The organism is Acinetobacter sp. 789_lipA (genome assembly GCF_058242845.1).
Window position 1 is genome coordinate 786,903 of record NZ_JBZAYS010000001.1, and the last position, 12,170, is coordinate 799,072.

Here is a 12,170-nt window from a genome sequence, read left to right on the forward strand (position 1 = left end):
AAACCATGAGTTCAGAAGATCAACAAGCTGCTTCTCAAACGGAACAAACCACAGAAAAAGCTTATGATTCCTCTAGTATCAAAGTATTACGTGGATTGGACGCAGTACGTAAACGTCCGGGTATGTATATTGGCGATACGGATGATGGTTCAGGCTTACACCATATGGTGTTTGAGGTGGTGGATAATGCGATCGATGAGGCGCTTGCAGGTCACTGTGATGAAATTTTGGTGACGATTCACGAAGATGAATCTGTAAGTGTATCGGACAATGGGCGCGGTATTCCGACCGATATTCACCCTGAAGAAGGGGTTTCTGCCGCAGAAGTGATTTTAACCATTCTGCACGCAGGCGGTAAATTTGATGACAATAGCTACAAGGTTTCAGGTGGTCTACATGGTGTAGGCGTATCGGTTGTGAATGCCTTGTCACGTAAGTTGGAACTGACGATTCATCGTGCAGGTCATATTCATCAACAAGAATATAAACACGGTGATCCGGTTTACCCACTGACTGTTGTGGGGGATACGGATACCACAGGAACAACTGTCCGTTTTTGGCCAAGTGCTGAAACTTTTAGCCAAACCATTTTCAATGTCGATATTCTAGCGCGTCGTTTACGTGAATTGTCTTTCTTAAACGCGGGCGTGCGCATAGTTTTGCGTGACGAGCGTATTCATGCAGAACATGTGTTTGACTACGAAGGCGGTCTGTCTGAGTTTGTGAAATATATTAACCAAGGCAAAACCCATCTGAACGACATTTTCCATTTCACCGTACAGGCTGAAAATGGCATTGGTGTTGAAGTGGCGTTGCAGTGGAATGATACCTATCAAGAAAACGTACGTTGCTTTACCAACAACATTCCACAAAAAGATGGTGGAACGCATTTAGCGGGTTTCCGTGCGGCATTAACGCGTGGTCTAAACAGCTACATGGAAAACGAAAACTTACTCAAAAAAGAGAAAGTAGCGGTTTCTGGTGATGATGCACGTGAAGGTTTAACTGCGATTGTTTCAGTGAAAGTGCCTGATCCGAAGTTCTCTTCTCAGACCAAAGAAAAGTTGGTTTCAAGTGAAGTGAAACCTGCGGTTGAGCAGGCAATGAATAAATCATTCTCTGAATATTTGCTTGAAAACCCGCAAGCTGCAAAATCAATTGCAGGAAAAATCATTGATGCGGCACGTGCTCGTGATGCAGCACGTAAAGCGCGTGAAATGACGCGTCGTAAAAGTGCGTTAGACATTGCAGGCTTACCAGGTAAGCTCGCAGATTGCCAAGAAAAAGACCCTGCATTATCTGAATTGTATCTGGTCGAGGGTGACTCTGCAGGCGGTTCAGCAAAACAAGGCCGTAACCGTAAGATGCAAGCGATTTTACCGTTGAAAGGTAAAATCTTAAACGTGGAACGTGCGCGTTTTGACAAGATGATTTCATCTCAAGAAGTCGGCACGCTGATTACAGCATTGGGTTGTGGTATTGGTCGTGAAGAGTACAATCCGGACAAATTGCGTTATCACAAAATCATCATCATGACCGATGCTGACGTGGATGGTTCGCACATTCGTACCCTATTGTTGACCTTCTTCTTCCGTCAAATGCCTGAGCTGGTGGAGCGTGGTTATATCTATATTGCTCAGCCACCGCTGTATAAGCTGAAAAAAGGCAAGCAAGAGCAGTATCTTAAAGATAATGATGCGCTTGAAACCTATTTAATTTCAAATGCGATTGATGAGCTTGAATTGCACATCAGCGATGCGGCACCTGCAATCCGTGGTGAAGCTTTAGCGAATGTGATTGCAGACTATCAAACGTCTCAGAAGAGCTTACAGCGTTTAACTGTGCGTTATCCTGCCAGTGTCTTAGATGCGTTGATTTCGGTTGAAGGCTTTAAGCTTGATCAAAACCATGACCGAGCTTATGTTGAGCAGTGGGCTGAACAAGTGCGCAGTGCTGTGGCAGAGATTCAACCGAGCTTGCGTCCTGAGTTAAGCTTAGAAGCGTTTGAAAAAGAACTGGCAGATGGTCAAAAGATCGAGACTTACTTGCCTCGTATCACCATCTATGTACACAATCTGCCGCACAGCTACTTATTAGATGCAGGCTTATTGGGTTCTGGTGAATATGCACGTTTGTTGAAAAACTCCAAGAGTTGGTTCACGTTGTTGGAAGATGGCGCATACCTACAAAAAGGTGATCGCAAGATTGCAGTCACTAACTTCCATCAGGTATGGCAGCATATTTTGTCTGATTCGCGTCGTGGCATGATGATTCAACGCTATAAAGGCTTGGGTGAGATGAATGCGGACCAGCTTTGGGAAACCACCATGGATCCTGAAAACCGCAACATGTTGCAAGTTACCATTCAGGATGCGATTGAAGCCGATCGTATGTTCTCTTGTTTGATGGGTGACGATGTGGAACCACGTCGTGCATTCATTGAGGAAAATGCATTGAATGCGGACATTGATGCCTAAGCGCTTTACAAAATAAGCCAAAAAAGCACCCTACGGGGTGCTTTTTTTTACAGCATTTTTTATGATTTTGAATAAAATATAAGCAGTGCACACTGTTATTAAACTGACTTATAGCGATGTCATGATGTGAGTATCAAGTCTTTTGCACAGTGCAAAATGTGAGGTCATTATGATGGATAACCAACTAGAACAAGTACGCGACATTTGGGTGAATGCTTTTTTTACAGGTAATTATGAGGTTTTAGCTCAATATGAAGATGAGCATTTTAAAGTGGTCTATGAACAAGCTGATCGTGTAGAGAGTAACTATACGCGCTATGAAAAGATCGCGCATGCTGTGAAAAATGGCGTTTGGAAACCTCAAAAACCCGACGTCGAATTTGAAGAATTTGAGTTTGATCGTGACCAAACACGCTGTCAGGTCTTGATCGGTTTGGTTGAAAATCGCCAACAAATCCAAGAAACATGGGTCTTCGATCAGGGATGGAAAATACAAGAATTACGTTTTTTAAAGGCGCAAAGAGCTGTATTAAATTAAGGAAAAAGAGCGCAAAAAAGAGGATGGATTTGCCTAAAACAACTGAATAAATAAACAACATTAGCCTGTGGATAAATAAAAATAGCACTTTATATCAGTTGCTAAAATACGTATAATTTTATCCACAGCTGCTTTAAGTGTGGTTTTAAATTTAAAACCATGCGTTATTTTTTAAATTTAAATCGGATCTTTTAAATTTATTCCCTCTTTTTAAATTCAAAACTTGTTGTGTTGAAAGGTGCGTGTCTGAACATGATGGATATTCGCTGTCTGTTGTGAAGGTTGTATTTGGCTTTAAGCTGTGAAATGCATGGAAATAGGGCTGTATATAGTTGAATATTCAATTAATTAAGCTAAATTAAACAATCTAATTTTTTGCTTTTTAAGAATATCTAAACAATAAGAAACAATCAATTTATTGATTTATTTATTAAGAAATAATTTTAATTTCAATCACTTATGATTTCTTAAAATGCTCAGACTATTTGGGTGCATTTCCTATTGAGTTATATGCATAGACCGAAAAGGCACGTTTTTCGAGATCGATTGGTGTTGCAGCAAAGTAAATCAATCAAAATGGTTAAGACATAAAAATGCCCGCCATGCATAAACAGAGCGGGCAGGGTGTATGAGGAAAGATTATTCGTTTTCGAATGAGCTTTCGAGCTCTTCAAGTTCCATCATCAGCTCTAGCATTTGTTCTTCAGCTTCACTGACTTGGTTTTTAAGTTCGGTTTGCTCATTCATCAGTTTCATGAGTTCATCTTTGCGTGCAGCGTCATATAGGCCAGCATCACCGAGTAAACTTTCAATTTCGAGTAAACGTGGCTGGTGTTTTTCCAGTAGGCTTTCACATTTTTCGATATTTTTACGAATCGGACGCGTTTGTTCACGGCGCTGTGCAGCTAATTTACGCTGCGCTTCTTTATCAACCTTTGAAACGATGGTTTTTTGAGTGCTGACTTTAGACACGATCGGCGCTACGATTCCGCCTTGTTTAATCATCTCTAGGCGCGCTTGGCGTAACCAGTTGGCATAATCGTGTAGATCGCCTTCAAATTCGGTCGATTTTCCAGCATGGACTAAAATGAGGTCATCACATACGCTGGCAATCAGTTGGCGTTCGTGTGAAACCAAGACCACAGCACCTTCATAGTCTTGTAAAGCCATGGTTAAGGCATGGCGCATATCTAAGTCTAAATGGTTGGTCGGTTCATCTAGAATCAAGACATTGGGACGTAACCACACGATTAAAGCCAATGCCAAACGGGCACGTTCACCACCAGAAAAACTCTCGCAAGGGGTATCCATTCGCTCGCCACTAAAGCCGAAACTGCCTAAAAAGGCACGTAAGGTCGCTTCACTGATTTTTTTATCCGCAATGCGTGCCAATTGCAGCATTGGGCTGGCCGACTCATCCAGTGAATCCATTTGATGCTGTGCAAAATAGCCAATATTCAGCAGTTCTGAGGCTTTGCGTTGTCCTGCCAATAAAGGTAAATCACCGACCAAGGATTTGATTAAAGTTGATTTACCTGCACCATTCATCCCCAATAAGCCAATCCGGCTCGTCGGGGTGATTTGTATGTTGATATTGGTGGCAATCAGTTTGTCGCCATAACCAATATCAGCCTGTTCTAGAGTGAGCAGTGGTGAACTCATTTTGGTGGGTTCACGGAAGCTAAAGGTAAATGGGGTATCGACATGTGCAGGAGCAAGCAGCTGCATCCGTTCCAGTTGTTTAATTCGGCTTTGTGCCTGACGCGCTTTAGTGGCTTGGGCTTTAAAGCGATCAATATATTTTTGAATATGCGCCCGTGTTTCGAGCTGCTTTTCATAGGCTTGTTGTTGTTGGGCTAAACGTTCAGCACGAGTGGTTTCAAAGGTGGAATAGTTGCCGCTATAGAGGGTGAGTTCTTGATTTTCGATATGCAAAATACGGTTGGTAATGGCATCTAAGAAATCACGGTCATGCGAAATTAAAATCAGGGTGCCCGTATAGGCATTTAACCAATCTTCTAACCATAAAATAGCATCGAGATCTAAGTGGTTGGTCGGTTCATCCAGTAATAATAGATCTGAACGGCTCATCAAAGTACGCGCTAAGTTTAAACGCATTCGCCATCCACCAGAGAAACTCGAAACCAAGAGTTGGTTTTGATGTTCCATAAAACCCAGACCCGCCATAAGCTGAGCGGCTTTAGCGGGCGCGGAATAACCGTTAATTTCGTCGAATCGGCCATGTAAATCAGCCAGTTCAGTGTCAGTTAACTGTTCAGGATGGTTGAGCTGTTGTTGAATGTTCCAATATTCTTCATCACCGGTCAGGACGAAATCAATCGCAGCCATATCTAAGGCTTTTACTTCCTGTGCCATGTGTGCCACCGTCCATACGGCAGGGCGGCTCAGGGTGCCATCATCAGGACCTATCGAGCCTAAGAGCGCAGCAAACAGGGTTGATTTTCCAGCACCATTGACACCAGTGAGACCAACTTTCCAACCTGGATGGATTTGCATGGAGGCTTTTTGAAATAACACTCGTCCACCACGGCGCAATGAAACTTGATCAAGCTGAATCATGGAACTATCAAATATCAGAAAAAGGTGCGCCTATTCTAATGGATGCGTCAGCAAAAGACTAAACATTCAAAATTTATCTGAACTGAAATCTCTCAGCGTTTCTTTATAAGGGGAGAATGAAACCATTTGACCTTTGGTCGGAAAGCTAAAAGTTGACCTTTTTTGACCTATATTGAGGAATAGCACACAGATATATTTCCCCAGTAAAACAAAAAATATGAAGGGATAATAATGAAAAGAAAAGGATTTTTTATTTTATCGACGCTAGCACTGTGCGCTTTCTCCAGTATAGTGCTAGCGAAGCAGCAGGTGTGTGTCTTCGACCTACTGGGTAAAGCAGGGGAGTCTTATAAATTTTTAGAAGAATGAGCTTTGGTCAGTAAAAAATGGGGTGCACAGGTACAGTTGATTTCGTTTCAGGACGAAGACTTGGCCGATAAAGCCTTTCAAAATGGTAAATGCGATGCGGTGTATATGACCTCAATGCGCGCGCGCGCCTATAACAAGTTCGCAGGTTCGATTGATGCCTTAGGCGGAGTGCCAAGCAATAAAATTGCACAAAAGGCGGTGGAATATGTGTTGGATCCTAGAAATACCAAGCGTATGACCACCACATTACAAGGTGAAAACTATGAAGTGGCTGGTATTGGCTTGATTGGTTCAGCCTATATTTTTGTAAAAGACCGAAGTCTGAATACCATCGAAAAAGCACAAGGCAAAAAATTTGCCATCCTGCATTATGACCGCGCACAACGGGTGATGGTAGAGCGAGTGGGCGCTGTACCTGTGATGTCGGATATTTCCAACTTTATAAAAAAGTTTAATACAGGCGAAGTCGATGTGGTTGCTGCACCTGCATATGACTATAAACCCTTAGAAATTGAAAAAGGTCTAGGCTCTAAAGGGGCTATGCTTAACTTTCCCGTGGTCAATGTCACTGCAGATTTAATTGTAAGACCCGAGCGTTTTCCTGCTCAATTTGGCGAGCAATCGCGGCAATGGTTTTTACAAAAAATTCCGCAATCCTTTGCTATGGTGCAACGACTAGAAGCTGCCATTCCCAGTAAAATCAAAATGCAGCTCAGCAAGGAAGACAAAGAAAAATATCAGCGCTTGCTACGGGATGGGCGTATTGATTTAACCAAACAAGGGGTTTATGACCCAGGCATGATGCGCGTGCTGAAAAAAGCCCGTTGTACGGTCGAACGCACCAACTTTGAATGTTCATTGGGTGGTGAATAAGGCGAAAATCTATATTTCTTTGTAATATTAAGCATCGTTCATGTAAAACGAATGATGCAGGCTTTTTATTTTAATATAATGAATTTAAAATGCTTTTATAAATCCTTTGAAAATAAAAATTAGAGAAAAGAAAAAAATTTGCCCAATTGACAGTAATTTTTGAGTAAATGCTCTATTTTTTTAATTTTAACTTGCTTAATATTTTGCATGTGTATGGACACCTGTCAAATAACAAAACGAACAAGGACACAAGAATGAAAAAATTAACCCTCGCACTCGCTGCTTTTTCTGCTTTGGGTGTAGCGTCGACAGCACAAGCGGCTAAAGTGGACATCTGTGTATTTGACTTGCTTGGCAAATCCGGTGAGTCGTACCAAATGGCGCAAGAATGGGCTTTGGCGGCAAAAGGCTGGGGGGCTGAAATTAATTTAATCCCTCGTCAAGATGAAGCCGTTGCCGACAACGACTTTAAAGCAGGCAAGTGTGATGGCGTGTTTATGACCGCTATGCGTGCGCGCCAGTACAATAAATTTGTCGGTTCTATTGATGCTTTGGGCGGAGCGCCAAGCAATGCCATTGCACAACGTGCGATTACTTTTGCATTGGATCAGCGTAATGCGGCAAAAATGGTGACCAATCTTGGTGGTAAAAAATATGAAGTGGCAGGGATTGCACCTTTAGGTTCAGCTTTTATTTTTGTACGCGATAAAAGTATTAATTCCATTGAAAAAGCAGCAGGTAAAAAGTTTGCAGTCTTGGGCTATGACGATGCTCAAAAAATCATGGTACAACGCGTCGGTGCGCAAGCGGTGATTTCCGATGTGTCTAACTTTGTGGCGAAGTTTAATAATGGTCAAGTTGATATGGTCGGGGCACCGGCTTATGCTTATAAACCTTTAGAAATTTATAAAGGTTTAGGCACGAACGGCGCAATGTTTAACTTCCCTGTACTACAAGTGACAGCTGACTTTGTGATTCGCCCAGATCAATTTCCCGCAGGCTTTGGACAAAAATCGCGAGATTGGTTTGTGAAAAACCTACCGAAAAGCATCGCGATGATTGGTCGTTTAGAAGCAGGCATTCCTGCAAAATACAAAATGAATCTTACAGCAGAAGACAAAACCAAATATCAAAAAATGCTGCGCGATGGTCGGATGGATATGACCAAACGAGGCATTTATGATCCAGCAATGATGTCGGTCTTGAAAAAAGCCCGTTGCTCGGTGGATAAAGCCAACTTTGAATGCTCACTGGGCGGTGAGTAATTTGCCGAGTGTAATCAAAGAAAGCTCAGTTTAAATTGGGCTTTCTTTTTTGCTTTTAATCGACCAATTTAAATGGATTTGACGCAGCTAATTTGTATAGCGCGTAAGAAATGAGTGGTTTTGAACCAATTGAAGTGTCAGTCGGGGCATTAAAAATAACAAAGAGCACAAGTGAATGGCTCATCACAACAAACAACAATAAGTCAAAAGGAAGATATATGAAACAGTGGATGAAAAGCCTCAGTGTCGGGACATTAGTCATTTCTGCAACAGCGATGGCACAGGCCAAACAAATGGTTTGTGTATTCGACTTAGTCGGTAAAAATGGTGATGTATATAGCTTGATGAAAGATTATCAGTTGGCGGCTAAAAACTGGGGCGCGGATATTGAACTGCGGGTCGGACAAAACGAAGCCGTGATTGCTGAGGATTTTAAAGCAGGAAAATGCGATGCCATTAGTGTTACGGGCATGCGCGGGCGTCAATTTAATTCGTTTACAGGTTCACTTGACGCGATTGGTGCGATTCCCGATCTCAATTTAGCGGTTAAAGTGATGCAAGGCTTGGCCAGCCCAACTTTTGCTAAACATATGGTCAATGGTAAGTATGAAGTGGCAGGTGTGATTCCTGTGGGGGACGCCTTTTTATTGGTGAATGACCGTAGCATCAATACTGTAGCGAAAGCCGCAGGCAAGAAAATTGCGGTTTTAGACTATGATCAAGCGCAAAAAGTCATGGTTCAACAAATTGGTGCGCAAGCTGTGAGTGCCGATGTCACTAACTTTGGTGCAAAGTTCAATAATGGTCAAGTCGACATTATTGGTGCGCCTGCTGCGGTTTTTAAGCCCTTAGAGTTACATAAAGGCTTGGGAACGAAAGGGGCAATTGTGAATTATCCGATTTTACAGGTCACAGGTAATATCATTATTCGACCAGATAAATTCCCTGCAGGTTATGGACAAAAATCACGGGAATGGGTCAAAGGCCAGCTACCGCGTGCATTCGGTATCTTGGGTAAAATGAAAGCTGAAATTCCGCAAAAATATTGGATGCAGGTGCCCGCTGCAGATCAACCGGGTTATCAAAAGATGATGCGGGAAGCACGAATTGATCTCACCAACCGCGGTATTTACGATAAGCGAATGATGAAACTGTTATGGCAATTCCGTTGTAAGCAAGCGGCGAAAAACTTTGAATGTGGACTACAGGATGAAAATTACAAACAATCTTGAGGAAATTAGTCTGATTTGACTTTAAATATTCAAATAGGGACCATATATTGAGTATGCTATACTCGAAATATGGTCTTTTTGATTTGAAAGACAGCTGAACCGAACTGAGGAATCTAAGATGAATGCCCAAGCACTTGAACTAAGCGACAATGCCGCAAATAAAGTACGTCAATTACGTGACAGTGAAGGGAATCAAGATTTAATGCTCCGTGTGTATGTCACGGGCGGTGGTTGTTCAGGTTTTTCTTATGGTTTTAACTTTGCTGAAAACCAAAATGAAGACGACGCAGAATTTATCAATGGTGATGTGAAAATGTTGGTTGACTCATTGAGTTATCAATATTTGGTCGGTTCAGTGGTGGATTATATTGAAGGTTTGGAAGGTTCACGTTTCATCGTGCAAAACCCAAATGCAACGACGACCTGTGGTTGTGGTTCATCTTTCTCGATCTAAACCTGATCTGATTAAAAAAGCCCTCATGATGAGGGCTTTTTTATGTGCAATCATTCGCTTTCAATCGAGTTTAATCGCATCCAGTAAGTCAAAAATAATCGTGGTGACATCTTGGCTTAAGTCACGGTTATTAAAAACTTCATAGGCAGTAATGGTGACATCGGTGTCACTCGGTAACAGTTTCTGTTCTTCTTCAATCAAGTCATTGATTGGTAAAAGCGTCTGTTTAACTTCCAGATGTAAAACATCCTTAAACTCTAAATTTTCATCTTCAAGTTCTAACAGCTGCTCGTTAAAATAGGGCAATAGAATAGAATGGAGATAAGGTTGAATCTCAACAATATCAAAGATTTCGATATCACGAGTTTCTTCAATCGTACTGATGTGGTCATTTACTTCGATTAAGATATGGTAGTAACTCACATTCGTCTCCAAAGCTTCTAGTGGATATTCAATTATTTACAATAACACGAACCCGAGTCAAGATGTACTGTGATTGTATTTCATACACATATTGAAATTAGGGGATTGTTTTTAGCAATCCAGCACTTCAACGAGCATTGAACAAGGCAATATCGGCACTTTGTAAACGAAAATGCTGCATGTCTTGCTCTTCTAGCATTGGGTACATCAGGGCTTTCGGATCATTATGATGTTTCATTCCGAGGGCATGGCCAAATTCATGCGCTAAAGTCAGACGTAAGTCTTCTTTGGACTCAAACTCATAAATATGAATTTCACGCCCATTGAACAGTCCTTTATCAAATAGACGGGGTTGGAAGCGTTGGTTGAACTGGTCGATGGCCAGATTATGGCCTTGATCTAAGCGGTTCAGTTCATCTACCTTTTGATTGTAGGCATTCACTTGCAGGTTAAAGCTGGCAATTTGTTGGTCTAAAACGTGTTGCTGTTGACGCAGCTGCACCAAACTCTGTTGTACGGCCGCTTGCTGCGAAGCAGGGACTCCGCCGTGCTGGTTATACTGACGGATCATGGCATTATAGTTTTGACTAAGGTCTTGTAGACTCTGTTTTTGCACATCTAAAGCCCCTGAGTGACGTGCCAGATTTTGTTGCATGGCTTTGAGTTCAGTATTTTTTTGACTCAGCCCGTGTTCATTTTGTGTCAGTTTAGACAGTTGATCACGGCGTTGTACCGACTCATCTTGACGTTGGTCATAAATGAGTCGAATACTGAGCCGAGCATTGGGGTCATAGACAAAATAGTCTTGGCCTAAACCCTGTTTCCAAATATCCGTGGCTTGCTGGCTAATGTACTTTAACTCATGTTCACTAAGACCAAAACGCGGATCGACTTCCGTAATACGATAGCGAATACGTTGATCGAATGGATGAGTGAGTCGATCCAGCAGTGGATTGAGACGCAGCTGGGGCTGTTGCATATTTTGATACAGAATCAACCCTAAAAAGCCCAGTAAAGCAAACAAGAGACTTTGACGCATATTTCATTCATATATCTTTATTTTTAGCCACTTTAGCGTAAAAAATACTTTTGCAACATAAAAAATGCGTCTTCTCTGTAGGCTTAAATTATCCCCAGTGTTATCAGACTTTGTTTGACCAGTTGCTCACGCACGCTGGCTGAAATTCCTGTTTTCATCTGCATATTCAAAGCAAAATACACTTTTTCACCTGTTGCTGTTTCGACCCAGCCTGTCCACCAGCCCACTTGCGGTTCTAGGTCCATGCCCCAACCAGATTTGGCGTAGAGTTTATAATTCGGTTTTTGTTCAATCAGCAACATGTCTTGTACGGTATGTTGCACATCTGGCTCAAAAGCGAGTTGTGTATTGGCCAGCTTCTCTACAAAAAGGACTTCTTGAACAGGCGTAATTTGCAGTGGACCGACTAACCAAAAATTATCGACAACGGTGCCAATCTGTTGATTGCCATATCCAATGCGCTGTACTTCTTTTTGCATCAGGTCTAGACCAATACGCCGTGCAAGCTCCTGATAAACGGGAACGGCAGATGCTTGCATGGCTTGCCCTAAAGTCATGTCTTTTTCCCAGGCAGGGAAGCTGCGCTTTTGACCATCCCATTTAAACACCTCGGTTCTGGTTGCTTTACCATGTTCTAGTCCGATTAAGGCATTCAGCATTTTAAAGGTAGAGGCGGGTACATAGGGTGTCTGAGCACGGCTCAAGTCATTGCCGTAGCTGTGTAAGCCATGCTTATCCTTAATGACAATCACCCCAGTGGTTTGGAGTTGATCGAAGGCCTGTTGGATCTGCTGCTGCGCGCTTTGTTGCTGGTGATTTTTAGCTGTTTCTACTGAGGGGCTTATTGTGGTACATGCAGAACCGAAGGTTGTAATGAGGGCGATGAGTCCAAATTGTAAAGTTTTCATGGTGGCTAAGAT

9 protein-coding genes and 1 pseudogene are annotated in these 12,170 nt (G+C 42.3%); 6 read left to right on the top strand and 4 right to left on the bottom strand.

All coding sequences use genetic code 11. The features are described 5' to 3' along the window. Positions 1 to 5 precede the first annotated feature (5 nt). Positions 6 to 2,477 carry a DNA topoisomerase (ATP-hydrolyzing) subunit B gene (gene gyrB / locus AC4CUZ_RS03720; protein WP_058951451.1) on the top strand — a complete coding sequence of 824 codons (2,472 nt, stop codon included), beginning with the start codon at positions 6 to 8 and terminating at the stop codon, positions 2,475 to 2,477. A gap of 169 nt (positions 2,478 to 2,646) precedes the next feature. Further along, positions 2,647 to 3,015, top strand: a complete 369-nt coding sequence (locus AC4CUZ_RS03725) for a hypothetical protein (protein WP_004977712.1) — start codon at positions 2,647 to 2,649, stop codon at positions 3,013 to 3,015. A 639-nt stretch (positions 3,016 to 3,654) separates the two neighbouring features. Here AC4CUZ_RS03725 and AC4CUZ_RS03730 read toward each other — a convergent pair. Continuing rightward, positions 3,655 to 5,595: an ATP-binding cassette domain-containing protein gene (locus tag AC4CUZ_RS03730; protein ID WP_058951452.1), complete on the bottom strand. Its 1,941-nt coding sequence runs from the start codon at positions 5,593 to 5,595 to the stop codon at positions 3,655 to 3,657. Positions 5,596 to 5,826: 231 nt separating this feature from the next. On the opposite strand from AC4CUZ_RS03730, the pseudogene AC4CUZ_RS03735 reads away from it, so the two are divergent. The 4 genes and pseudogenes from AC4CUZ_RS03735 (at position 5,827) to erpA (ending at position 9,788) form a co-directional block, all read left to right on the top strand. Then, positions 5,827 to 6,837: pseudogene (locus AC4CUZ_RS03735) on the top strand (putative solute-binding protein). A gap of 254 nt (positions 6,838 to 7,091) precedes the next feature. Then, entirely contained in the window at positions 7,092 to 8,102 is a 1,011-nt protein-coding gene (locus AC4CUZ_RS03740) for a putative solute-binding protein (RefSeq protein WP_004697413.1), read from the top strand. Between the two features lie 230 nt (positions 8,103 to 8,332). Beyond that, positions 8,333 to 9,334, top strand: coding sequence for a putative solute-binding protein (locus AC4CUZ_RS03745; RefSeq protein WP_406935418.1), 1,002 nt, complete (start codon positions 8,333 to 8,335; stop codon positions 9,332 to 9,334). 118 nt (positions 9,335 to 9,452) lie between these two features. Then, positions 9,453 to 9,788, top strand: coding sequence for an iron-sulfur cluster insertion protein ErpA (gene erpA, locus AC4CUZ_RS03750; protein ID WP_004697409.1), 336 nt, complete (start codon positions 9,453 to 9,455; stop codon positions 9,786 to 9,788). 60 nt (positions 9,789 to 9,848) lie between these two features. Here the strand turns inward: erpA and AC4CUZ_RS03755 are convergent, their stop codons facing one another. From AC4CUZ_RS03755 to AC4CUZ_RS03765, 3 genes are all read right to left on the bottom strand, one after another. After that, entirely contained in the window at positions 9,849 to 10,223 is a 375-nt protein-coding gene (locus AC4CUZ_RS03755) for a hypothetical protein (protein WP_005401765.1), read from the bottom strand. Positions 10,224 to 10,338: 115 nt separating this feature from the next. Beyond that, complete coding sequence (locus tag AC4CUZ_RS03760) at positions 10,339 to 11,250, bottom strand: matrixin family metalloprotease (protein ID WP_004697405.1); 912 nt, start codon at positions 11,248 to 11,250, stop codon at positions 10,339 to 10,341. 83 nt (positions 11,251 to 11,333) lie between these two features. Beyond that, positions 11,334 to 12,158 carry an OXA-211 family carbapenem-hydrolyzing class D beta-lactamase OXA-281 gene (locus AC4CUZ_RS03765; protein WP_004697403.1) on the bottom strand — a complete coding sequence of 275 codons (825 nt, stop codon included), beginning with the start codon at positions 12,156 to 12,158 and terminating at the stop codon, positions 11,334 to 11,336. Between the last annotated feature and the right edge of the window lie 12 nt (positions 12,159 to 12,170).

Excerpts from the sequence above, each read along its gene's own strand:
- gyrB (WP_058951451.1), top strand. The coding sequence starts at position 6 with ATGAGTTCAGAAGATCAACAAGCTGCTTCTCAAACGGAACAAACCACA.
- AC4CUZ_RS03725 (WP_004977712.1), top strand. The coding sequence starts at position 2,647 with ATGATGGATAACCAACTAGAACAAGTACGCGACATTTGGGTGAATGCT.
- AC4CUZ_RS03730 (WP_058951452.1), bottom strand. The coding sequence starts at position 5,595 with ATGATTCAGCTTGATCAAGTTTCATTGCGCCGTGGTGGACGAGTGTTA.
- AC4CUZ_RS03740 (WP_004697413.1), top strand. The coding sequence starts at position 7,092 with ATGAAAAAATTAACCCTCGCACTCGCTGCTTTTTCTGCTTTGGGTGTA.
- AC4CUZ_RS03745 (WP_406935418.1), top strand. The coding sequence starts at position 8,333 with ATGAAAAGCCTCAGTGTCGGGACATTAGTCATTTCTGCAACAGCGATG.
- erpA (WP_004697409.1), top strand. The coding sequence starts at position 9,453 with ATGAATGCCCAAGCACTTGAACTAAGCGACAATGCCGCAAATAAAGTA.
- AC4CUZ_RS03760 (WP_004697405.1), bottom strand. The coding sequence starts at position 11,250 with ATGCGTCAAAGTCTCTTGTTTGCTTTACTGGGCTTTTTAGGGTTGATT.
- AC4CUZ_RS03765 (WP_004697403.1), bottom strand. The coding sequence starts at position 12,158 with ATGAAAACTTTACAATTTGGACTCATCGCCCTCATTACAACCTTCGGT.